Raw genomic sequence first — 23,697 nt, forward strand, 5'->3', positions numbered from 1 at the left:
ATCGTCGCGTAAAACTCGAAGACGTACCCGCCACCGACGTCCGAGGCCAGCCCTGTCCGCCCCCTCTCCTCTGATCCATCGCGCGCCGGACCTGTCCGCGCCGGCGGACGCGTTCATTGCGTTCGTGCGGGAGGAACGCGCGCCGTTGTGTGCGTTCCTGCGCACGCGCGGTGTCGGGCCGGAGGATGCCGAGGACATCGCGCAGGACTGCATGGAGCGGCTGATCCGCTATCGCGCGCACAGTGCCGACGAGCTGCGGCTGCTGCTGTATCGTATCGCCCGCAACCGCCTGGCAGACCGCGGCCGTTCGTCGCAGTCGCGGCCGCATCTGTCCCTCGCCGAACATGATGGCGGCAACGAGCCTTCCAGCACGTCGCCCGATCCATTGCGCCAGGCCGAGTCCGGGCAGATGCTGTCCCTGCTGCGGCAGGCCCTGTTCAAGCTGCCCGAGCGCGCGCGCGAGGTGTACCTGCTCAACCGGATCACCGGCATGAGCTATACGCAGATCGCGCGGCACTGTGGAATTACTGCCAAGACCGTGGAAAAACACATCGCCCGCGCCCTGCAGGGCCTGCGCCAGGAACTCGGAACGGATCCGCTGCACAACGACAGGGACAACGGATGAGTCACGCCAGGCCCAGGGAAGATACGCAGCTGTTCGAACGCGCCAGCGCCTGGGTGGCGCGGCTGGAGGCTCCGGACTGTACGCCGGGCGAGCGCGAGACGTTCGAGGACTGGTTGGCCGAGGACCCGGCCCATGTCACCGCCTGGATCCAGGCCGAGACCCTGTTCCAGCAGGGCGAGGAACTGGCCGCCGACCCGTGGCTGCGCACCGCCGCGGCACGTGCTGCACGGCCGGCGCCGCGTCGCTGGCTGCCGGCAGTGGCCGCTGCCGCAGGCGTCTGCCTGGCCATCGGGATCGGCTGGATGATTGCCGTCGACGGCAACCCCACGCCGCTGCGCTATGCCAACGATTCCCACCAGCCCCGGCTGCAGACGCTGGCCGATGGCAGCGTGGCCACGCTGGATGCGGGCACCACCCTGCACGCCCGTTTCGGTTGGCGCCATCGCAACCTGGTGCTGGAACGTGGCCGCCTGCAGCTGCAGGTCGCACCGTCGGGCAAGGCCCTGCAGCTGCGCGCCGGCGACAGCACCATCCGCGACATCGGCACCACCTTCCAGGTGGAACGCCTGCATGATGGCCTGGTCGAAGTCGCACTGCTGGAAGGTGCGGTGGAAGTCAGCAGCGGGGGCACCCAGCACACCCTGGCGCCCGGCCAGCAACTGCAGGTACTGCCGTCGGGCCGCATCCAGCCCGGTCCGGCACTGTCGTCCAATGCCGCCGCTGAAGGCTGGCTGCAGGGACAGCTGGTGTTCGATGCCACACCGCTATCGATCGTGGTCGAACGCATGAACCGCTACGGCCACACGCCGCTGGTGATCGCCGATCCGGAGATCGCCAGCCTGGCGGTAAGCGGCACCTTCCGTGCCGGCGACGCGCAGGAACTGCTGTCGGCACTGGAACTGGGCTGGTCGGTGGCTGGCCAGACGCGACCGGATGGCGCGCTGGAACTGCGCCGCACGTACTGAGGAGGCCTGCGGTGATGGCAGTACCGGGCGCGCTGCAGGGGGGGCTGCTGCTCCGCACCCTGTTCTGCCTCGCGTTGGGCATCCCCGCGCTGCCGTCTGCCGCTGCGGCCGAGCAAGCGGGCACCCTGGAGGTCGATGTTGGCTCAGGCCCGCTGGCGCCGGCCCTGCAGCAATGGGCGCGACAGAGCGGCATTGCCCTGCTGTTCGATGCGCGTGAGCTGGATGGCCTGCGCACGGCCGGCACCCATGGCCACCGCGATGCGGCTGCGGCCCTGAAGGAACTGGTCGCGGGCATGCCGGTGAACATCCTGCGTACGCCTGCTGGCGGATTCGTCGTCCGCCGCACCCGCCCCGCGCCACCATCGCCACCGTCGGTCGCGGCACGCGCCACGCCCGCAGCACGTTCGCCACACAAATCCGCCGACGCGCCGCCGCAGGTGGAACTGGCGCCGATCCATGTCACCGGCAGCCGGCTGCCGCGCACCTCCGTGCAGACCACGCTGCCGGTCACCATCATCGACCGCGATGACATCCTGCGCAGCGGCTACGGCAGCCTGTTCGACCTGCTGCGGCACTTGCCGGGCATGAACGGCCACCCGGCGATGAGCACCTCGCGCAGTGGCGATTCGCAGTACCTGCCGGTGGGTGCGGCCACCACCACCAGCCTGGACGGCATGGGCCCGCGTGCGACCCTGTTCCTGGTCAATGGCCGGCGCCTGCCACGCTATCCCATGGTGTCGCTGGAACAGGGTGGGCTCACCGATCTTGGGGGAATTCCGCTCAGCTTCGTCGAACGCATCGAGCTGGTACGTGGCGGCGCCTCGGCCATCTATGGCGCCGACGCGATGTCCGGCGTGGTCAACATCATCCTGCGCGACCAGGCTGACGGCCCGGAAGCCATGCTGCAGACCGGCCTGAGCGGGCGCGGCGACGCTGGCCAGTATCGCGTGCAGGCGGCCACCGGCGGCGTGCGCGACGGAGGGGACCGCTGGTTCGCCGGCATCGACCTGCACCGCATCGACCACGTGGCCGGTGATCGCCGCCAATGGCATGCGGAAACCTCGCAGTACCTGATCGGCGCGTTCCGCGATGGACGCTACTGGCCGGCAGAACGCTGCGAAGGCCCATTGACGCGGCGCGATGGTGCCTGCTGGTTCGACAGCGCCCGACCACGCTCGCTGCAACCGGCCTCGGATACCGCCTCGACCTACCTGCGCTACCGGCATGAGCGCGGCGAAGGTCGCTATGCCTACGCCGAGGCGCGGGCCAGCCACAACCGGCAACGCTTCGACCTTGGTCCAACCGCCGTTGCCATCGGCCTGTACGGGTTCACCTTCAACAGCGTGCTGCGCGAAGCCGGCAACGTGCGTCCGCATGTACGTGCCACCGACGCCGACGTCACCTTCGGCATTGGCCGCGACCAGGGCCGGCGCAGCTGGGATGCCGGCATCAGCGCACAACGCAGCGATGTCAGCCTGTCCACGTCGGGCACCGTGCGCGCCGAGCCCCTGCTGCGGGTCGCCGAGACACTGGATTTCCTGCCCGGCTTCACCTCGTTGCCGGCGGGCGCGGCCGAGCAGTTGTTCCCGTCGATCCGCAATCGCGGGCGCACCGAGCAGTGGCAGGGCTGGTGGGGCATGCAGCGGGAGCTGATGCCATTGGCCGGCGGTGCTGCACAGCTGGCCACCGGCATCGACCTGCGCCAGGAGCGCTGGACCTCGCATCCCGACGCCCTGCTGAGCCAGGGTGACCTGGCGCTGGGCCTGCCGCAGGAGCAGCGCCACCTGGCGCGCCGCAGTGGCGGCGCCTACGCCGAACTCGGCCTGCCCCTGGCGCACACGCTGCGCATGGACCTGGCAGCACGCTGGGACCGCGATGGCGACTACCAGGCCTTTTCACCCCGTGTTGGCCTGCGCTGGAGCCCCACGCCCCGGTGGTCCTTCCTGCTTGCCAGCGGGCGCGGCTACCGTGCGCCCAGCCTGTTCGAGCAGCGGCGCCCCCCGGGCTATTTCGGTGCGATCGAGCTGCCGGCCTCCAGCGCCCTGCCCGACTGCGCGCAGAGCAGCGGCAACGGGCGCTGCAGCGTCACCGTGGACGTGGTGGAGAACGATGCGTTGAAGGCCGAGCGGTCGCGCAGCCATTCCCTGGCCGCGACCTGGACGCCGACCGATACGTTCTCGCTGTCACTCACCCACAACATCGTCGAACTGCGCAACGAGATCCTGGCCCTGCAACCGGCCGACGCGGTGTGGAACCCCGGCACCTGGGAGCTGGACGAGGACGGCCAGCTGAGCAACCTGCGCCTGTCCTTCGACAACATCGGCCGCACCACCTCGCGCAACTTTGTACTGCGCGGGGAGTACCACATCGATACCGGCAGCACCGGCCAGTGGCTGTTCTCGCTCGATGCGCTGAAGCAGCAGGAACTGCGCCGCGAACGTGGCCATGATGCAACGGTGGACCTGCGCGGCCATGTCACGCCGACGATGGCCGCCGTGCTGAACGTGCAGTGGCAGAACAGCAACTGGGACATCGCCCTGCGCGGCAACCAGGTGGGGCGCACGCGCGCCTGGCTGCCCGGTGCGGAATGCCCGGAGGAACAGCGCGAGCAGAACCACTGCATGAACCCCCGGCAGCTGCGCTGGAACCTGCATCTCGCACGACGCCTGGGGCCGCGCGTGGTCGCCGCGCTGGACGTGCACAACGTGCTCGACACGCAACCGGTGAACTATCTGGTCGGCAACGGTGGCCAGATGCCGGGGCTGGACGATCCGCTCGGCCGCTACTTCCTGCTGACCCTGCAGATCCGCTGAGCGTAGTACCCTACGCGCCCTGTTCCATCGGTTCCCCACCACCCCATGAAGGCCTATCTCTGGTTCTGGGGCGCGTTCCTGCTGTTCTTCGCGTTGCCCTTCCCCTGCATCCTCTATGTCGGCACGTCGTGGCCGGTGCAACTGGCCGACCGCAGCGCGCCATGGCTGGCCCTGCTGCTGCTCGCGCTGTCGGTGATCCTGTGGCTGGCCCTGCTGCTCGCCTTCCTGCACTACCTGCTGCTGGGCCCGCCGCGCGCGCTGCATCGGGTGCGCACCATCCTGGCCGGCGGTGAGCCGCGCGACGCGTTGATCGAACAGGCCGAGCAGACCGGCGTGCACGTGCGCGGCTTCGCGCAGTGGAAGCTGCAGCTGGGCTTCCAGAACCTGTCCGGCACGCCCATCAACGAACAGATGCTGGTGGTGGACAGCAAGCCGCAACTGCAGCGTTTCGTTGCCGGCCAGCGTATCGAGGTACGCCTGAGCCGGATGCCGGGCGCGTTCCCCAACGTGGTGCTGGAGGGGGCGCAGCCCGAACTGGATGTCGCCAGCCTCTGGCGTCGTGGTGTCGGCGCAGCGATCGGCATCGTGGCGGTGGCCAGTGCCTATGTGGCCGCCTATCGGCTGCAGAGTGAGGGACTGGGCTGGACCTTCCTGTCGCTCGGTCATCCGCTGCTGGTGTGCCCGCTGGTGTTGTGCGGCTACGCGCTGGGCCTGCGCCTGCTCGGCCGGCTGCTGCAGGCCGACGCCCGCGGTGACGCGCTGAAGTATCGCGGCATCGGCGTGGATGCGAAGGTGCTGAAGCTGCGCCAGACCGGCACCTATCTCAACGAGCAGCCGCAGGTGGAGTTCCAGCTGGAATACATCGACCGCGAAGGTGGCGTGCAGCAGGTGAGCGTGCGCCGCTTCATCCCGTTGATCGAGCTGGCCAATCTTCCGCGCGAGCGGGTCACGCTGTTGTACGACCCGGAAGATCGCCGCAACGTTCGCCTGGAGGGTGTATGAAGCAACCGCCCTCGACCCGGCTGGTGTTCTCCGTGGTGTTGCTGGTGCTGGCCGGCGTCGCCGTGGCAGGCGGAGCCCTGCAGACGCTGGGCGAAACACTGGGCCATTCGGTGCAGGCCAACAGCGCAAGCGCGCCGATCGCCATGCCGCCAGCGCGCGAGAGGCCCGCTTCGCTCGCGCCGATGACCGAGCCGCGGTTGCCGCCGGTGCCCGAACGCAACAACCGGTTGTTCGATGCGGACTACCTGCTGGCCGCCCGCCAGGCACTGGAACAGATGCCTGCGCTGGCCGGGCACCGGCTGACGGTATTCCACAGCATCCACTTCTACGACGATGGCCGGATCAATCTGGACCTGGTGGATCCGCAGCAGCCGTCACGCGTGGACAGCTACCACTTCGAACGCGGCCAGTGGCGCAAGGGCGACCCGGTCAATCCGCAGCGCTTCGCGCCCACCATCACCCTGCGCCGCAGCAGCACGGCGCTGGCCAACATCGATTTCGAGGCGGTGCCGCGCGTGGCCCAGGCACTGCAGGCACAGCGCAACGCATTGATGGGCACTCCCGGTGAAGTCGGCCACGTCTATGTGATCGTGCGCAAGGGTGGCACTCTGGTCTGGCTGCCGGACGAGGTCGCCGGTGATCGCCAGTCCGCACGACTCTCTTTCGACGCACAAGGCCGTTCCGGCAACGCGACCCTCCGATAGTCAACGCGAAAAGGGGACGGAGGGGATTAAGTCGCTTGTGCCTTGGTGCCGTCTGCGACTTAATCCCCTCCGTCCCCTTTTTGCTGTTTCACGGAGCGGGCGATGGCGTACTGCGCGCCGTAGTAGGTGGACAGCACCAGCAGGCTGGCCAGTGGCAGGCCGCCGGCGAAGCGGTCCCAGGCCAGCAGCGAGTCGCTGGCGACGAACAGCAGCGCACCGGCGGCCGCCCAGCGGGAGCTGCTGGCATCCATTGCATCGGTGTGCGGTCGCCGCCACTGGCGTGCGAGCGCCAAGACCGCCATCGAGGCCAGCACCACCACGTATGCCAGCACCGGAATGCGCATCGGTGCGGGCAGGTGCGGCCACAGACCAAGTACATTGAGTACAGCGAACGCACCGAGCCGGACGCTGGCGGCGAGCAGGCCACGCCCGGCACGCAGGCCATCGCGGAAGGCGACGATGTAGCAGAGGTGCGCCAGCAGGAACGCGACCAGCCCCGGCACGAACGCATCCACCGGCAACATCAGCGCGATATCCCCCACGCACGACAGCAGCATGCCAGCCAGCACCGCGCGTCGGTAGAACGGCTGCGCTGGATCATGCACGCGCCAGGCGATGCCAGCGATCAGCAGCGTGGTGGTCGGCTTGGCCAGCCAATGCAGCCAGCGCCCGTCGCCGTGCAGGAACGCACCGAGGATGGCGAGGATCGCCATCAACAGGATCACGCCATCGCGGGCGCGCGGTTTCATCGTGCCTTCCACAGGTCCGCAAGGCGGTCAGGCTTGCCGGCGATACGCTCCAGCACCGGGTACTGCAGGCCACCGTGGTAGGCGATGTTCATCGTTTCGATGCGGTCGAACTGCTTCACCAGCAGCACGATCGGCGCCTTGTCCTTCGCCGCCGCAGCTACCGCATCCTTCAAGCGCTGGCTGCTGTACTCGCGCCCGCCAACGGCAATCACCTTCATGCCCGGCGCCAGGCCGGCATTGAACGCCGGGCTGTCCCAGATCACGTCGCCGACCACACCGCTGTCGAGCACGGTCGCGCCCAGCGAATAGGCGAGCAGCGCCGCCTTGGCGCGTTTTTCCTGTGCCTTGTAGGCGTCGTTCGGCGTATCGCGGTAGACCAGCTTCCAGCCCGCCAGTTCCAGGCCGCCGGTCAACGAACCGTGGCCGTCCAGCCGCCCGCGCAGGAACGTCGCCCAGTCATACGGCGCGATGCCGTTCAAGGTCGCGACCACGTCGTTGAAGGTGTACGGGTTGACGTCCCAGTCGCCGTTGCCGACGCCGAAGAACGCACGTGCGAAGTCATCCAGGCTACGCCGGTTGCCGCTCAGTTCGCGCAGCTTGCCCTCCACTTCCAGCCACAGCATCTGGCCGCCGGAGTAGTAGTCCTCGCTCATCTGATAGTTGCGGTAAGGCAGCGTGCGGCGCTGCGCGATGGTCGGGTCATTGGTGGTGTCCTGCAGCGGCCGCCAGGCCAGGCCCGGGCGACCACGGTCATAGGTCGCGGCCACGTTGGCCAGCATGTCGCGCGCCTGCGCGGTCGACCACAGCCCTGAACGCGCCGCCAGCACCTGGCCCCAGAACTGGGTCTGGCCTTCGTAGACCCACAGCAGGCTGTCGCCCATCGGCGTGTTGAAGTTGGCGGTGGCGAGATCCGCGCCGCGACGGTACTTGCCGTTCCAGGAATGGGTGTACTCGTGCGGCAGCAGATCGCGCATCCACGCGTTGTTGTCCCACTCGGTGAAGTAGCCCGGGTCGGCGCTGTTCTCACTGGAACGGTGATGCTCCAGGCCGATGCCGCCGAGGCGGTCCGTCAATGCCAGCAGGAACTCATAGTGGTTGTAGTGCCGCGCGCCGTAGAGCTTGTCGGCCTGCTGCACCAGCGCGCGGTGCATCGTGATCTGCGCCTCGCTCGGCTTCAGCGATTTGGCGTCGTCGGCAAACACGTTGAGGTGCACCGGCACCTTCGCGCCCGGATCGAGATCGATGCGCTGGTAGTGCTCGCCGGCAAACAAGGGCGAATCGACCAGATGGTCATAGGAGATCGGCTTGAACACCACGGTGTCACCGTCGCGGCGCGCGGTCTCCAATGCAGTGGCGAACGACCAGCCCTTGGGCAGGGTAACGCTGGCCTGCGCCTGCAGCTGGCGCGCGTCGATGCCGGCCGGATACAGCGAGTTGGCGTTCCACTGCAGGTTGAGCATTTCCGGGGTCATCACCACCCGGCCCTGGCTGCCGCCCTGCGAGGACAGGAAATCGAAGTGGGCGACGATCTCGCTGGCGCCCTCGGGCACGTTCACCTTGAACGCATAGACGTTGTACTGATCGCGCTGCCAGGCCAGCGGCTTGCCGTTGGCGGTCACGCGCAGGCCGGCCAGCTTGTCGATCGGGCCGGTGGGCGAATGGTTGCCGGGAATCCACTGCGGGTACAGCAGGGTCATCGGGCCGGGCTTGGCCGGCACGGTGGCGGTCACCTTGAAGATGCGCCGGGCCAGATCGCGCGCGTCCACATCGATGCGCAGCAGTCCTGGGGCTGCCGCGTTGGCCGGTGGCGAGGTCTGCGCAAGTGCAGGCGTGGCCGCCAGCGCGAACAGCAACGACATCGCCAGGGCTCGGGTCTTCATCGGGCAACTTCCAACAACGGAGAATCTTCCGATGCTAGGCCTGTGCCGTGCCCTGCCCCATGGCCAAAGGTCATGGGGCGAGAGAACTGTCTACGCAAATCCATGAGGGAACGTGCTTGCCAGACCGATCGCCGGCCTGGCAAGCCGCCCGGAAGGGAAGTCTAGTTTGATGCGCCTTCTTTGTAAGCCGCCTCAATGGCCCCCTTCAATCTCGTCGGATCTTCGATCCTCACACCGGTCAAGCACTTGGAGCCGGTCGCATCGAAAAACACTGTCGATGCGGAGCCGCCCTGGAAGTGTGCATAACCAAACACCGGCGCGGGGGAATCGGCCAACGGCGCCCATACGATTTTTCCGAGGAGCAGTCTAGCCTTGGCAACATCCCGCTCGATGCATCCGCCCGACGCCTTCACGACGATCGTTACCTGGCCGGATCGCTGTTCAAGTTGGGGCAGAAGCGCGATATCGCCGAAATTGCGGGCGATGCCGGAAGCCGAAGCGGAGTTCGCGCGGAAGCCATTCTCAATACCCAATGCATCAGCGGCGGCCTGCGGCCCAGCACTTCGCACCACCTCCAGCCTCTCGATGTAATCCAGTGCTGCCAGTTGGGAGTCCCTTGAGGCGGCACTCCACATTTGAGAAGGAGGTGTCACCGCAACCGCTGCGAGGGGAATGACCGCAGACAAGATGAGTAGTGCTTTCAGGGGCACTCTCACGAATTCACCAAGGATAGTTGGCATCGTAGTAGTCCTCATGCTGCTTGGTATAGGTTTTCCCCGATGCGACATGGTTGTTGTCACAGAATGCCTTGCCAATATCCACAAGCGAAGCACCACTTGACCACATGCCCCAAAGCGTAGCGGAATTCTCGGAAATCAGCGGAATCTCAACGGTTCCTTCCGAAAATCCTCGAATCTGATCACTCACGACCGCGTTATTGACAACGGCCTTGGCCTCCCACACACAATTTCTTTCAACGTACTGCGCCTTGGTAATCGGAGCATCAATATTGGGAACACCAGCCACGTGATGACCAAGCTCATGACTGAGATAGCCTACGGTCTTGTAGAGCCCGGGCAGATCAAAGCTATCACAAGAGTACGGCGGAACCAGTATTTTCGCCGTAAGCGGGTCATAGCTGGGAGGGAGACCATATGCCCTGACGCCCGAATGAGCCTGGATCTGCGAGGTAAGTGTTGTGGATGCAGCGGAGATGAAGTCTACGCATTGGCCCAAACCAGTTACAGGATAAGTTTGCGCCTTCGCGTAGACGGGACAAATAAGTGAAAAGATCAAAATCAGGTATTTCCATACCATATTCCAGCCCCATTCCCCGGATCCCAGCGATCCGGCTCAAATCCTGGCGCTAAGGATCTTTTCTCTCTATAGGAAAACTCCTAAAGACTCCGCTACCTGCAACCGATCACACCTGAAACGAGAAGGCCTTCGAACTTTCCGGCACCAAGGGGCAAGGGCTAGGGGCGTGAGACCACAACGCTGAATGCTCGCAGAGAGGTTCCAGGGTCATACAGGCGATACGACCGCTCATCACAGTGCGTCACATTCACGTCAAAATGATCACCCTGTTAAACAAGCCATGAGCGGCGCGAGAGCACGGGTCTTCATCATCAGACAAGTTCCAGCCATGAGAGAGGCCCCGCTGCCAGACCAGTAGCAGGCGCAGCACCGTCACCAAAGGCCATGGTTGTAGCATCCATCCAGATATGGAGCGGATGATGCGCATGCAGGCGCATTGCGCAGTGCGAACCAAGGTTCGCACCCACCAGAGTCAGGCCCGGTCAGTCGACCAGGCGCAGGCGCAGTTCCTTCGGCAGCGCGAACACCATCGATTCCGGTTCGCCGTCCAGCTCGCCCACGCCGGTGGCGCCCAGCTCGGCCAGGCGCGCCAGCACGCCATCGACCAGCACCTGCGGCGCCGAGGCGCCGGCGGTCACGCCGATGTGCTGCTTGCCTGCCACCCATGCCGGGTCGATCTCGTGCGCACCATCGATCAGGTACGATTCCACGCCTTCGCGGCGGGCCAGCTCGCTCAGACGGTTGGAGTTGGAGCTGTTCGGCGAACCGACCACCAGCACCAGGTCGCAGCGCTTGGCCAGGTCGCGCACGGCATCCTGGCGGTTCTGCGTGGCGTAGCAGATGTCGTCGTTCTTCGGGCCCTGCATCGCAGGGAACCGCTCGCGCAGCGCATCGATGATGCCGCGCGTGTCATCCACCGACAGCGTGGTCTGGGTGGTGTAGGCGAAGTTTTCCGGCTGGTTGATCTGCAGCGTCGCGACCTGCTCGACATCCTCGACCAGGTAGATCTGCCCGGTCCCGGCTTCGCGGTTCCACTGGCCCATGGTGCCCTCCACTTCCGGGTGACCGGCGTGGCCGATCAGCACCACGTCACGGCCGGCACGGCAGTGGCGCGCGACCTCGAAGTGGACCTTGGTCACCAGCGGGCAGGTGGCGTCGAACACCTTCAGGCCACGGCGCTCGGCTTCCTGACGCACGGCCTGGGACACGCCATGCGCGCTGAAGATCACGGTGTTGTTGTCCGGAACCTCGTCGAGCTCTTCGACGAAGATCGCGCCGCGCTGCTTCAGGTCGTCGACCACGAAGCGGTTGTGCACCACTTCATGGCGGACATAGATGGGCGCGCCCAGCGTTTCGATCGCGCGCTTGACGATCTCGATCGCACGATCGACACCGGCACAGAAACCACGCGGGTTGGCGAGCAGCACATCCATCAGTTCAGTCTCCCGGCGGCAGCCGGCTTACGGTTTCGGGTTGGCATTATCCGCCTTTTTGGCGGACTTGCCGTCGAACAGGCCAAACAGCGCGATGCCGACGGCACCCACCACGATGGCCGAGTCGGCGATGTTGAACGAGGGCCAGGTGTAGCTGCCCACATACCACTGGATGAAGTCGACCACGTGGCCGTGCACCTGGCGGTCGATCACGTTGCCGATGGCGCCACCGATGATCAGCGCATACGGCACCGCGGCCTTCCAGTTGCCGCGGGCGGTGCCGCGCAGCCACCACGCCATCAGCCCGCTGATGGCGATCGCCAGCGCGGTGAAGAAGTACTTCTGCCAGCCACCGGCGTCGCTCAGGAAACTGAATGCCGCGCCGGTGTTGTAGGTGCGGTACCAGTTCCAGAAGCCGTCGATGACCACCACCGGCTGGAACTCCGGCAGGCTGGACAGCACCCAGGCCTTGGACCACTGGTCCAGGCCGATGATGGCCACCGACAGCAGCAGCCAGACCAGGGCGTTCGGATGCGGACGGGGCGCGGCCATCAGAACCAGCTCCGCACTTCGCCGGCGCCGGTCACGTTGCTCACGCAACGGCCGCACAGCTCGGGATGGTCGGCGTTGCTGCCGACGTCGGCGCGGTGGTGCCAGCAGCGCACGCACTTGGCCTTGGTGGTCGGCTGGGCGCTGACGAACACCTCGTCGGTGGTCGCCGGGCGCACCTGCACGTCGCCACTGATGAACAGGAAGCGCAGTTCATCGGCCAGCGGCTGCCACTTCGCGGCCTGCTCCTCGTTGGCGGCAATGGTGATCTCCGCTTCCAGCGCGGCACCGATGGCGCCGTTGGCACGCATCGGCTCGAGCACCTTGGCCACCTGCTCGCGCACGGCCAGCAGCTGGTCGAAGTCGGTGGCGTTGAGCTGGGCATCGGCCGGCAGCGGCGCCAGGCCGTCGTACCAGGTGGTGAACAGCACGTGGCCGGCGTGTTCGCCCGGCAGGTAGCCCCACAGCTCGTCGGCGGTGAAGGTCAGGATCGGCGCAACCCAGCGGGTGAACGCTTCGGCGATGTGGTACATCGCGCTCTGTGCCGAACGGCGACCGTGCGAATCGGTCGGCATCGTGTACAGGCGGTCCTTGGTCACGTCCAGGTACAGCGAGCCCAGGTCCACGCTGCAGAAGTTCAGCAGCAACTGCACGATCTCGGCCATGTTGTAGCCGTCGTAGGCCGCCTTGATCTTCTCCTGCAGCTCCCACGCGCGATGCACGATCCAGCGGTCCAGCGCGACCATCTGGTCGAGCGGACGCAGGTGCTGGGCCGGATCGAAACCGTCCAGGTTGCCGAGCAGGAAGCGTGCGGTGTTGCGCAGGCGGCGGTAGGCGTCGGCGTTGCGCTTGAGGATCTCCTGCGACAGCGACATCTCGTTGCTGTAGTCGGCCGAGGCGATCCACAGGCGCAGGATGTCCGCGCCCAGCTTGTTCATGATGTCCTGCGGCTCGATACCGTTGCCCAGCGACTTGGACATCTTGCGGCCGTGCTCGTCCACGGTGAAGCCGTGGGTCAGGCACTGCTTGTACGGGGCGCGCTTGTCGATCGCCACGCCGGTCAGCAGCGAGGACTGGAACCAGCCGCGGTGCTGGTCGGACCCTTCCAGGTACAGGTCGGCCGGCTTGCCGAAGCCACGCGCGGCGAGAACGCCTTCATGGGTCACGCCCGAATCGAACCAGACGTCGAGGATGTCGGTGACCTTCTCGTAGTCGGCCGCGTCGGCACCGAGCAGTTCGGCGGCGTCCAGCGAATACCACACGTCGATGCCCTCGGCTTCGACGCGGTCGGCGACCTGCTGCATCAGCTCCACCGAACGCGGATGGATCTCGCCGGTCTGGCGGTGGGTGAACAGTGCGATCGGCACGCCCCAGGTGCGCTGGCGCGAGATGGTCCAGTCCGGGCGACCGTCGACCATGCTCTGGATGCGCGCCTTGCCCCAGGTCGGGAACCAGCCGACGGTGTCGATGGCGGCCAGCGCATCGTTGCGCAGGTTGGCCTTGTCCATCGAGATGAACCACTGCGGGGTGGCGCGGAACACCACCGGCGTCTTGTGGCGCCAGCAGTGCGGGTAGCTGTGGCGGATCGGATGGAACGCCAGCAGCGAACCGTTGTCGCGCAGCACGCCGACGATGGCCTCCTGCGCCTTCCACAGGTGCTGGCCCGCCAGCACCACGTCACCGGCCGGCGGGGTCGATTCCAGGTACACGCCGCGGCCGTCGATCGGAGTGACCTGGCCAGCGTTGTACTTGTCCAGCAGGCCGTACTTCTGGCTGACCACGAAGTCTTCCTGGCCGTGGCCGGGGGCGGTGTGCACCGCACCGGTACCGTCCTCGTCGGAGACGTGGTCGCCATTGAGCACCAGGATCTCGCGCTCCGGGTAGAACGGATGCGCCAGCAGCTGGTTTTCCAGCGCAGCGCCGGTGGTTTCACCGTGCAGCACCACTTCGTCCACGCCATAGCGCTGCAGCGCGCGCTCGGCCAGGGCCGCGGCCAGCACCAGCCAGCGGCGCTTGCCGTTGTGGGCCGGGCCTTCGGCCAGCACATAGTTGATCTCCGCGCCCAGCGACACCGCCAGCGAGGCCGGCAGCGTCCACGGCGTGGTGGTCCAGATCGGTACGGCCACTTCGACGTCGACCGGCACGCTCACGCCGAACGCCTGGCCGATGGCCTGCGCATCGCGTGCAGCGTAGGCGACGTCGATCGCCGGCGATTCCTTTTCCTGGTACTCGATCTCGGCCTCGGCCAGCGCCGAGCCACAGTCGAAGCACCAGTACACCGGCTTGGCGCCGCGGACCAGGTGGCCGTTGGCCACGACCTTGGCCAGCGCGCGGATCTCGTTGGCTTCGAAATCGAAGCTCAGGGTCTTGTACGGGTTGTCCCAGTCACCGGTCACGCCCAGGCGCTTGAAGTCCACGCGCTGGATGTTGATCTGCTCTTCGGCGAACTCGCGGCACTTCTGGCGGAATTCGACGGCGTCAAGCTTGGTGCCGACCTTGCCCCACTTCTTCTCGACCGCGATCTCGATCGGCAGGCCATGGCAGTCCCAGCCCGGCACGTAGGGCGCATCGAAGCCGGCCAGGTAGCGCGACTTGACGATGATGTCCTTCAGGATCTTGTTGACCGCGTGGCCCAGGTGGATGCGGCCGTTGGCGTATGGCGGGCCGTCATGCAGCACGAACAACGGGCGGCCGGCGGCGTTGTCGCGCAGCTGCTGGTAGAGCCCCTGCTCTTCCCACCGCGCCAGAATGCCCGGCTCGCGCTTGGGCAGGTCGCCGCGCATCGGGAATTCGGTGGCTGGCAGGTTCAGGGTGGTCTTGTAGTCCTGGCTCACGCAGTGGCTCGCAATCTATGTTCGGAAAGGATGGCGCGCGCCTGTTCGGCGTCGCGGTGCATCTGGTCGGTCAGCGCCGCCAGATCATTGAATTTCTCTTCGTCGCGCAGCTTGGCGACGAACTCCACGTCGATGTGGCGGCCGTACAGGTCGCCCTGGAAATCGAACAGGTGGGCTTCCAGCAGCGGCTCCACGCCCTCCACCGTCGGCCGCGTACCGAAGCTGGACACCGAAGGCCAGGGCTGGTCGAACACGCCGTGCACCCAGGTCGCGTAGATGCCCGACAGTGCCGGGGTCTTCGGGAAGCGCAGGTTGGCGGTGGGGAAGCCCAGCGTACGGCCGAGCTGGCGCCCGCGCACCACCCGCCCGCTGATCGCGTAGGGGCGGCCGAGCAGGTCGTTGGCGCGGGCGAAATCGCCCTCCTGCAGCAGCTGGCGGATGCGGGTGCTGGAGATGCGCTCGCCATGCAGGTCCACCGCTTCGATCTCGCCCGCGGTGAAGCCGAGTTCGGCGCCCATCTCCTGCAGCAGTGCCAGATCACCGCGGCGGCGGTTGCCGAAGCAGAACTCGGGCCCGATCCACACTTCGCGGGCGCCCAGCCGGTGCACCAGCAACCGGCGCACGAAGGTCTCGGCCGGCATCGCCGCCATCGCCGCGTCGAAACGCAGCAGGCCGATCGCATCGACGCCGAGCTCGCGCAGGATCTCGACCTTGCTGCGCGCCAGGGTCAGCCGCGGCGGCGGCGTGCCCTGGGCGAAGAATTCACGCGGCAGCGGCTCGAATGCCACGGCCACTGCGGCCACGCCCAAGGCGCGCGCGCGGGCAACCGCGTGGCGGACCAGCGCACGATGGCCCAGGTGGAGGCCGTCGAATGCACCGATACAGACCACGCTTCCGTTGGGGAACAGCTCCCCGCCCTCGACGCTTCTGAACAGCCTGCTCATCAACTCTCGTTCCGGCCCGACCGGGGCCGCCGCTTCAATGGTGTAACCCTGAAGTATAGCCGCCACGGACCGCGATCAATGCCCGCGCAGGTCGCGCGGGCGGAAGCCCATCGCCAGCATGGCCACCACGTAGGTCGCGCCGCCGCCGCCGACCAGCAGCATCAGGCCACCGATACGGTGCCATTTGTCCATGCCGGTGAAGTCGGGGACCCAGTGCAGCAGGGCCAGCAGCACGCCGACCATGGCCACGCAGGCCACCCCCAGCCGCACCAGATAGCCGCCCCAGCCCGGCCGCCGCTGGTAGACGTCGGTCTTGCCCAGCCAGTACCAGAGCAGGCCCAGGTTCAGGTAACTGGACAGCGCACTGGCAATGCCCAGCGCCAGGTGCAGGCCCGGCTGCTTGCCGATGGCCGCCATCACGCCCTGTGCCTTCAGCTCGTCCGGCACCATCACCTGGTACAGCACGGCCAGCAGGGCGAAGTTGAACACCATGTTGGCCACCAGCGCGGCAACACCGGCGCGCACCGGGGTCTTGGTGTCCTGGCGGGCGTAGAAGGCCGGCAACACCACCTTGAGCAGGGCGAACGCCGGCAGGCCGAAGCTCAGGCCATACACCGACAGCGCGGTCATGCGGGTATCGAACGCGGTGAACTGGCGGTACTGGAACAGGGTGGCGATCAGCGGCTCGGCCAGCAGCACCAGGCCCAGCATCGCCGGCACCGAGATCAGCAGGGTCATGCGCAGGCCCCAGTCCAGCGAGCGCGAGAAGCCCTCGCGGTCGGTGCTGACATGGTGGCGGGCCAGCGCCGGCAGGATCACCGTGCCCAGCGCCACGCCGAACACGCCCAGCGGCAGCTCCAGGAAGCGATCGGCCAGCGACAGCCAGGACTGCGAGCCGTCGGTCAGCTTGGCCGCGATGAGGGTATCCAGCAGCAGGTTGATCTGCGCCACCGACGAACCGAACAGCGTCGGCACCATCAGCGTCAGCACCTTGCGCACGCCCGGATGGTTCCAGCCCCAGCGCGGCAGGGTCAGCAGGTTGATGCCCTTCAGCGAGGGCAGCTGGAACAGCAACTGCAGGAGACCGGCCGCCAGCACCGCCCAGCCCAGCGCCAGGATCTGCTTCTCCGGGGTGCCGCCCAGCCGCGGCGCCAGCCACAGCGCACCGGCGATCATGCACAGGTTGAGGATGACCGGGGTCAGCGCCGGCATCGCGAAGCGCTGGAAGCTGTTCAGCGCACCGCCGGCCAGCGCGGTCAGCGACACGAACAGCAGGAACGGGAAGGTCAGGCGGAACAGGTCGACCAGCAGGGTCTGCTTGACCGGGTCGGTGTCAGCACCACTTGAGAATGCCACCGCCAGCTGCGGCGCGAAGATCAGCGCCAGGGCGGTGACCAGCATCAGCACCCCGCCCAGGGTGCCGGCGGTCCGGGACATCAGCTCACGCAGTTCGGCGTGGCTGCGGGTCTCCTTCACCTCGGTGAACACCGGCACGAAGGCGGTGGAGAAGGACCCCTCCGCGAACAACCGGCGCAGGAAATTGGGTATCCTGAAGGCAACCCAGAACGCATCGGTAACCGCATTGGTGCCGAACGTGGTAGTGATCACCTGATCCCGGACAAGTCCGAGAACCCGCGAGACCATGGTCATGCTGCTGAACGACAGCAGGCCCCGCAACATCTTCGGTGAACTCACTCAGCGTCCCTCTTGACAATCGACTTGACGTGCATTTCTCGGGCCATCATACTAGCTAGCTTGCTGTTCCCATAACACCGATTTTTTCAGGAAACCACCACCGTGGCCAATATCAAGTCCGCCAAGAAGCGCGCCAAGCAGACCGTCGTGCGCAACGCGCGCAACGTGGCTCAGCGCTCGATGCTGCGCACCGCTGTCAAGAAAGTGATCAAGGCGCTGGACGCCAACGATGCCGCCGGCGCCGAAGCCGCCTTCGCCGTTGCCCAGCCGATCCTGGATCGCTTCAGCGCGCGTGGCCTGATCCACAAGAACAAGGCTGCTCGCCACAAGAGCCGCCTGAACGACCGCATCAAGGCCCTCAAGGCCGCCTGATCCGGCGTTGCCACCCTGCCCTTCGGGGTTGGGCAGCAGACAAAAGCCCGGCCCCGGCCGGGTTTTTTGTTGCCTGCGGTTCACCGGGATTGCCGGCCAGCGGCCGGCACTACCAAATGAAAAACCCGGCCGAAGCCGGGTTTTCCGCATGGAACCACAACGGCATTCACTGCGCGTTGCGGGCTTCCAGCTCGTCTTCCTTCTGGCGATCGAAGAAGGCCATGATCCGGCTCATGATCGGGAAGGTACCTTCGCGGCCCAGCGCGGAAACCAGGAACCACGGCTCCTTCCAGCCCAGCTCGGCGACGATCTGCTCGGCCGCGGCCTGCGCCTCGTCTTCGAACATCAGGTCAGCCTTGTTCAGCACCAGCCAGCGCGGCTTGTTCAGCAGCTCCGGATCGTGCTTCTCCAGCTCGCGTTCGATCGCACGCACCTGCTCCACCGGCGAAATGCCCTCCACGCCGCCTTCCATCGGCGAGATGTCCACCAGGTGCAGCAGCAGGCGGGTGCGCTGCAGGTGGCGCAGGAACTGCGCACCCAGGCCGGCGCCGTCCGCAGCGCCTTCGATCAGGCCCGGAATGTCGGCGATCACGAAGCTGCGGTGGTTCTCCACCTTCACCACGCCCAGGTTCGGGTACAGCGTGGTGAACGGGTAATCGGCCACCTTCGGCGTTGCCGCCGAAACGGCACGGATCAGGGTGCTCTTGCCGGCGTTGGGGAAGCCCAGCAGGCCGACATCGGCCAGCAGCTTCAGCTCCAGCTTCAGCGTGCGCTCTTCGCCCGGCTCGCCCGGCAGCGCCTGGCGCGGCGAGCGGTTGGTCGAGCTCTTGAAGTGCATGTTGCCCAGGCCACCGCGACCGCCCTTGGCCACCAGCAGGCGGTCGCCGTGCTGGGTCAGGTCGCCGATGACTTCATCGGTGGCAACGTTGATGACCACGGTGCCGACCGGCACGGTGATGGTCAGGTCTTCGCCGCCCTTGCCATAGGCCTGGCGGCCCATGCCGTTCTCGCCGCGCTGCGCCTTGAAGATACGCTCATGGCGGAAGTCGACCAGGGTGTTCAGGTTTTCGTCGGCGCGAATGTACACGCTGCCGCCCGCACCGCCGTCGCCGCCGTCCGGGCCGCCGAGCGGAATGAACTTCTCGCGACGGAAGCCAATGCAGCCGTTGCCGCCGTTGCCGGCGAACACTTCGATTTCTGCTTCGTCTACCAGTTTCATTGTTTCGATGCCTGCGATGGGCGCGACCTGCTGGCCGCCACCTTGAATGTCATGCCGGCCGCGGGCCGGCAACCCGGCCCAGCCGGTCTTGCTTCAACTCTAACGAAAAGCCCCGCCGAAGCGGGGCTCTCCATGCAGCGTGCTCTTCATCCAGCACGGCCATGCCGCGGCACGGGTGCCGGCGATGCCTGGATCAGGCGTCGGCCGAGACGATGCTGACGGTGCGACGCTTCTTGACGCCCTTGACCGAGAACTCCACCTTGCCGTCCACGAGGGCGAACAGGGTGTGGTCACGGCCCAGGCCAACGCCGGTGCCCGGGTGGAACTGGGTGCCGCGCTGACGCACGATGATGTTGCCGGCTTCGATGGCCTGGCCGCCGAAGATCTTGACGCCCAGGTACTTCGGGTTGGAGTCGCGACCGTTGCGCGAGGAGCCTACGCCCTTTTTATGTGCCATGACTGCTTCTCCTGATGCTTAGCCGGCGATGCCGGTGATCTCGATTTCGGTGTAGTACTGACGGTGACCCTGACGCTTCATGTGGTGCTTGCGGCGACGGAACTTGATGATCCGGACCTTGTCAGCACGACCCTGGGACAGGACCTTGGCGGTGACGGCAGCGCCCTTCAGCGCATCGCCCAGCTTCACGCCGTCGCTGTCACCCAGCATCAGGATGTTGTCAAACTTGATCTCGCTGCCGACTTCGACTTCGAGCTTTTCAATGCGGAGCTTTTCGCCCTGCGCCACGCGGTATTGCTTACCGCCGGTGACCAGTACTGCGTACATGACCAGGCCTTCCTCTGTAGTTATTGTGGTCTGAGCTGCCGCCATCGAGGGCGGACAGGAGCGGAATTGTACGCAGATCAGCGGGCGCGGGTCAAGTCAACCCCCGAACGCCGCGGGGGGACGGCTCCGGAACGGGGTCAGATCCCTTTTCACCCCGTGAAAAGGGATCTGACCCCTGCCTGACGGCCTGTCTCACCAGATGAGACATCGGGCTGGCATTGTCGCCCATTGCCCCCATCTGGTCACCTCGGTAGGCTGACCGATTGCCGTTCCCTGCTGGCCCGGCACCCAGCCAACGCCCCCACAACCGGATCCCCCATGGCGATGGATTTCATCCGCATCCGCGGCGCGCGGACGCACAACCTGAAGAACCTCGACCTCGACCTGCCCCGCGACAAGCTGATCGTGATCACCGGCCTGTCCGGCTCGGGCAAGTCCTCGCTGGCGTTCGACACCATCTATGCAGAAGGCCAGCGCCGCTATGTCGAGTCGCTGTCGGCCTATGCGCGCCAGTTCCTGAGCGTGATGGAAAAGCCGGACCTGGACCACATCGAGGGCCTGTCCCCGGCGATCTCGATCGAGCAGAAGTCGACCTCGCACAACCCGCGTTCGACGGTCGGCACGATCACCGAGATCTACGACTACCTGCGCCTGCTGTACGCCCGCGTCGGCACCCCGCGCTGCCCGGACCACGGCTATCCGCTGGAGGCGCAGACGGTCAGCCAGATGGTCGACCAGGTGCTGACCCTGGACCCGGAACAGCGCTACATGCTGCTGGCCCCGGTCATCCGCGACCGCAAGGGCGAGCATGCCCAGGTGTTCGACCAGCTGCGCGCGCAGGGTTTCGTGCGCGTGCGCGTGGACGGCGAGCTGCATGAAATCGATGCGGTGCCGCCGCTGGCGCTGCGCCAGAAGCACACCATCGAGGCGGTGATCGACCGCTTCCGCCCGCGCGAGGACATCAAGCAGCGCCTGGCCGAGAGCTTCGAAACCGCGCTGAAGCTGGGCGACGGCATGGCCTCGGTGCAGAGCCTGGACAGTGCCGACGCTTCGCCGACGCTGTTCTCCTCCAAGTACTCCTGTCCGGTCTGCGATTACTCGCTGCCGGAGCTGGAACCGCGCCTGTTCTCGTTCAACGCACCGATGGGCGCGTGCCCCGGCTGCGACGGCCTGGGCATGGCCGAATTCTTCGATCCTTCGCGCGTGGTGGTGCATCCCGAGCTGTCGCTGGCCGCCGGCGCGGTGCGCGGCTGGGACCGCCGCAACGCCTATTACTTCCAGCTGATCGCCTCGCTGGCCAAGCACTACCGGTTCGACGTCGACGCGGCATGGAACTCGCTGCCGCAGAACGTGCAGCAGGCCGTGCTGTACGGCAGCGGCGATGAGGCGATCACCTTCACCTACTTCACCGAAGCCGGTGGCCGCACCCAGCGCAAGCACCGCTTCGAGGGCATCATTCCCAACCTCGAGCGCCGCTACAAGGAAACCGAATCGCCGGCGGTGCGCGAAGAGCTGTCCAAGTACATCAGCGAACAGCCGTGCCCGGAATGCCATGGCGCGCGCCTGAACAAGGCGGCACGCAACGTGTTCGTGGCCGACCGCCCGCTGCCGGAGCTGGTGGTGCTGCCGATCGACGAGGCGCTGAAGTTCTTCAGCGAACTGAGCCTGCCGGGCTGGCGTGGCGAGATCGCCGCGAAGATCGTCAAGGAAATCGGTGAGCGCCTCGGCTTCCTGGTCGATGTGGGCCTGGATTACCTGACCCTGGAACGCAAGGCCGACACCCTGTCCGGTGGCGAGGCACAGCGCATCCGCCTGGCCAGCCAGATCGGCGCCGGCCTGGTCGGCGTGATGTACGTGCTCGACGAGCCGTCGATCGGCCTGCACCAGCGCGACAACGAGCGCCTGCTCGGCACCCTCACCCGCCTGCGCGACCTCGGCAACACGGTGATCGTGGTCGAGCATGACGAGGATGCGATCCGCCTGGCCGACTACGTGCTGGACATCGGCCCGGGCGCGGGCGTGCATGGCGGCGAGATCGTCGGCCAGGGCACCCTGCAGGACATCCTGGAGGCACCGCGCTCGCTGACCGGCCAGTACCTGTCGGGCAAGCGCGCGATCGAGATCCCCGCGCGCCGGCACAAGCCGAACCCGAAGATGACCCTGCACCTGCGCGGGGCCAGCGGCAACAACCTCAAGGGCGTGGACCTGGCGATTCCGTCGGGCCTGCTGACCTGCGTGACCGGTGTATCCGGCTCCGGCAAGTCCACCCTGATCAACGACACCCTGTTCTCGCTGGCCGCCAACGAGATCAACGGTTCCTCGCACCCGATCGCCCCGTACAAGGAGATCGATGGCCTGGACCTGTTCGACAAGGTGGTGGACATCGACCAGTCGCCGATCGGCCGCACCCCGCGTTCGAACCCGGCCACCTACACCGGCCTGTTCACTCCCCTGCGCGAACTGTTTGCACAGGTGCCCGAAGCGCGTGCGCGTGGCTATTCGCCGGGCCGTTTCAGCTTCAACGTGCGCGGTGGCCGCTGCGAAGCCTGCCAGGGCGACGGCCTGATCAAGGTGGAGATGCACTTCCTGCCGGACGTATACGTGCCCTGCGACGTCTGCCATGGCAAGCGCTACAACCGCGAGACGCTGGAGATCCTCTACAAGGGCTTCAACATCAACGACGTGCTGGAAATGACCGTCGAGGATGCACTGAAGCTGTTCGAGCCGGTGCCGTCGATCGCACGCAAGCTGGAAACCCTGGTCGACGTCGGCTTGAGCTACATCAAGCTGGGCCAGAGCGCGACCACGCTGTCCGGTGGTGAAGCACAGCGCGTGAAGCTGTCCAAGGAACTGTCGCGCCGCGATACCGGCCGCACCCTGTACATCCTCGACGAACCGACCACCGGCCTGCACTTCCACGACATCGAAGCGCTGCTGGGCGTGCTGCACAAGCTGCGCGACGAAGGCAACACGGTGGTGGTGATCGAGCACAACCTGGACGTGATCAAGACCGCCGACTGGATCGTCGACCTGGGTCCGGAAGGCGGCCACCGCGGTGGCACCATCCTGGTCACCGGCACGCCGGAAGACGTGGCGGCCTGTCCGCAGTCGTATACCGGCCAGTTCCTGGCGCGCATGCTGCCGTCCACCAGCGCGCGCCCGGAACAGCCGGCTGCCGTGGCCAACAAGCCCGACGCCCGCCCGCCACGCAAGGTGAAGCCTGAGAAGCCGGCCAAGGTTGCCAAGAAGGCCGCGGCCGCCAAGAGCACCGGCAAGGCCAGCAAGAGCACATCGAAGAAGAAGGACGCCTGATGAGCAGCGAACACAAGATCCTGGCCCGCATCCCGATCAGCGTGCGCTGGCGTGACATGGACAGCATGGGCCACGTCAACAACGCCAAGTACATTTCCTACCTGGAAGAAGCGCGCGTGCGCTGGATGCTGGGCGTGGACGGCGTATCGATGACCGACCGCATCGCACCGGTGGTGGCCGCGACCAACGTCAATTACCGGCTGCCGATCGTGTGGCCCAACGACATACTGGTCGAGCTGTTCGTCGAGCGCCTGGGCAACAGCAGCGTGACCATCGGCCACCGCATCGTCGACCAGCAGGACGCGTCGAAGCTGTATTCCGACGGCAACGTGGTGGTGGTGTGGATGGATACGCAGACCGGCAAGAGCGCGCCGCTGCCGGAGGCGATCCGCAGCGCCTCCACTTGACGCGCCCTGGTAGGTGCCGACCTTGGTCGGCACGCTTTGGCTGCAATGAGGTTGCCGGCCAGCGGCCGGCACTACCGATCCCATTCAATGGAC

At 66.4% G+C, this 23,697-nt stretch carries 20 protein-coding genes; 8 read left to right on the plus strand and 12 right to left on the minus strand.

Annotated elements, in window-relative coordinates:
• The first annotated feature begins 124 nt into the window (after positions 1–124).
• The 5 genes from ACUVWL_RS11400 to ACUVWL_RS11420 are packed head-to-tail and all read left to right on the plus strand — an operon-like array spanning position 125 to position 6,109.
• Complete coding sequence (locus tag ACUVWL_RS11400; protein WP_229653741.1) at positions 125–625, plus strand: RNA polymerase sigma factor; 501 nt, start codon at positions 125–127, stop codon at positions 623–625.
• The gene (locus ACUVWL_RS11405) at positions 622–1,590 is read left to right on the plus strand and encodes a FecR family protein (protein ID WP_014646384.1); all 969 of its coding nucleotides are present in this window, start codon (positions 622–624) and stop codon (positions 1,588–1,590) included. The genes ACUVWL_RS11400 and ACUVWL_RS11405 overlap by 4 nt, the downstream gene beginning before the upstream one ends.
• 14 nt (positions 1,591–1,604) lie before the next feature.
• Positions 1,605–4,403, plus strand: coding sequence for a TonB-dependent receptor plug domain-containing protein (locus ACUVWL_RS11410; RefSeq protein ID WP_445978356.1), 2,799 nt, complete (start codon positions 1,605–1,607; stop codon positions 4,401–4,403).
• Between the two features lie 45 nt (positions 4,404–4,448).
• Complete coding sequence (locus tag ACUVWL_RS11415; protein ID WP_046429530.1) at positions 4,449–5,405, plus strand: hypothetical protein; 957 nt, start codon at positions 4,449–4,451, stop codon at positions 5,403–5,405.
• Positions 5,402–6,109: a hypothetical protein gene (locus ACUVWL_RS11420; protein WP_049441217.1), complete on the plus strand. Its 708-nt coding sequence runs from the start codon at positions 5,402–5,404 to the stop codon at positions 6,107–6,109. The genes ACUVWL_RS11415 and ACUVWL_RS11420 overlap by 4 nt, the downstream gene beginning before the upstream one ends.
• Before the next feature lie 59 nt (positions 6,110–6,168).
• Here ACUVWL_RS11420 and ACUVWL_RS11425 read toward each other — a convergent pair whose 3' ends face one another.
• The 9 genes from ACUVWL_RS11425 to murJ form a co-directional block, all read right to left on the minus strand.
• Positions 6,169–6,858 (minus strand): lysoplasmalogenase, encoded by a 690-nt coding sequence (locus tag ACUVWL_RS11425; protein WP_445978357.1) that lies wholly within the window; start codon positions 6,856–6,858, stop codon positions 6,169–6,171.
• Entirely contained in the window at positions 6,855–8,738 is a 1,884-nt protein-coding gene (locus tag ACUVWL_RS11430) for a M61 family metallopeptidase (protein ID WP_014646379.1), read from the minus strand. The genes ACUVWL_RS11425 and ACUVWL_RS11430 overlap by 4 nt, the downstream gene beginning before the upstream one ends.
• A gap of 161 nt (positions 8,739–8,899) precedes the next feature.
• Complete coding sequence (locus ACUVWL_RS11435) at positions 8,900–9,478, minus strand: hypothetical protein (protein WP_046429524.1); 579 nt, start codon at positions 9,476–9,478, stop codon at positions 8,900–8,902.
• Complete coding sequence (locus ACUVWL_RS11440; RefSeq protein WP_160314641.1) at positions 9,459–10,034, minus strand: hypothetical protein; 576 nt, start codon at positions 10,032–10,034, stop codon at positions 9,459–9,461. The genes ACUVWL_RS11435 and ACUVWL_RS11440 overlap by 20 nt, the downstream gene beginning before the upstream one ends.
• A gap of 503 nt (positions 10,035–10,537) precedes the next feature.
• Complete coding sequence (ispH, locus tag ACUVWL_RS11445; RefSeq protein ID WP_005408565.1) at positions 10,538–11,488, minus strand: 4-hydroxy-3-methylbut-2-enyl diphosphate reductase; 951 nt, start codon at positions 11,486–11,488, stop codon at positions 10,538–10,540.
• 27 nt (positions 11,489–11,515) lie between these two features.
• Positions 11,516–12,040, minus strand: coding sequence for a signal peptidase II (gene lspA, locus ACUVWL_RS11450; protein ID WP_032956391.1), 525 nt, complete (start codon positions 12,038–12,040; stop codon positions 11,516–11,518).
• Positions 12,040–14,871, minus strand: a complete 2,832-nt coding sequence (gene ileS, locus ACUVWL_RS11455; RefSeq protein ID WP_445978358.1) for an isoleucine--tRNA ligase — start codon at positions 14,869–14,871, stop codon at positions 12,040–12,042. Before ileS ends, lspA begins: the two co-directional genes overlap by 1 nt.
• Positions 14,868–15,815: a bifunctional riboflavin kinase/FAD synthetase gene (locus ACUVWL_RS11460; protein WP_014646375.1), complete on the minus strand. Its 948-nt coding sequence runs from the start codon at positions 15,813–15,815 to the stop codon at positions 14,868–14,870. The genes ileS and ACUVWL_RS11460 overlap by 4 nt, the downstream gene beginning before the upstream one ends.
• A 75-nt stretch (positions 15,816–15,890) precedes the next feature.
• Positions 15,891–17,495 carry a murein biosynthesis integral membrane protein MurJ gene (gene murJ / locus ACUVWL_RS11465; protein ID WP_241884182.1) on the minus strand — a complete coding sequence of 535 codons (1,605 nt, stop codon included), beginning with the start codon at positions 17,493–17,495 and terminating at the stop codon, positions 15,891–15,893.
• 117 nt (positions 17,496–17,612) lie between these two features.
• Between murJ and rpsT the strand changes: the two genes are divergently transcribed.
• Positions 17,613–17,882 carry a 30S ribosomal protein S20 gene (gene rpsT / locus ACUVWL_RS11470; RefSeq protein ID WP_005408560.1) on the plus strand — a complete coding sequence of 90 codons (270 nt, stop codon included), beginning with the start codon at positions 17,613–17,615 and terminating at the stop codon, positions 17,880–17,882.
• Between the two features lie 166 nt (positions 17,883–18,048).
• Here the strand turns inward: rpsT and cgtA are convergent, their stop codons facing one another.
• From cgtA to rplU, 3 genes are all read right to left on the minus strand, one after another.
• Entirely contained in the window at positions 18,049–19,101 is a 1,053-nt protein-coding gene (gene cgtA, locus ACUVWL_RS11475) for an Obg family GTPase CgtA (protein ID WP_014646373.1), read from the minus strand.
• 193 nt (positions 19,102–19,294) lie between these two features.
• Positions 19,295–19,558, minus strand: coding sequence for a 50S ribosomal protein L27 (rpmA, locus tag ACUVWL_RS11480; RefSeq protein WP_445978359.1), 264 nt, complete (start codon positions 19,556–19,558; stop codon positions 19,295–19,297).
• 18 nt (positions 19,559–19,576) lie between these two features.
• Positions 19,577–19,885 carry a 50S ribosomal protein L21 gene (gene rplU / locus ACUVWL_RS11485; RefSeq protein WP_005408557.1) on the minus strand — a complete coding sequence of 103 codons (309 nt, stop codon included), beginning with the start codon at positions 19,883–19,885 and terminating at the stop codon, positions 19,577–19,579.
• A gap of 318 nt (positions 19,886–20,203) precedes the next feature.
• Between rplU and uvrA the strand changes: the two genes are divergently transcribed.
• Both uvrA and ACUVWL_RS11495 read left to right on the plus strand, forming a co-directional pair.
• Positions 20,204–23,197, plus strand: coding sequence for an excinuclease ABC subunit UvrA (gene uvrA, locus ACUVWL_RS11490; RefSeq protein WP_049441204.1), 2,994 nt, complete (start codon positions 20,204–20,206; stop codon positions 23,195–23,197).
• The gene (locus tag ACUVWL_RS11495) at positions 23,197–23,604 is read left to right on the plus strand and encodes an acyl-CoA thioesterase (RefSeq protein WP_032956469.1); all 408 of its coding nucleotides are present in this window, start codon (positions 23,197–23,199) and stop codon (positions 23,602–23,604) included. Before uvrA ends, ACUVWL_RS11495 begins: the two co-directional genes overlap by 1 nt.
• The last annotated feature ends 93 nt before the right edge of the window (positions 23,605–23,697 follow it).

This window comes from Stenotrophomonas muris (genome assembly GCF_052751275.1).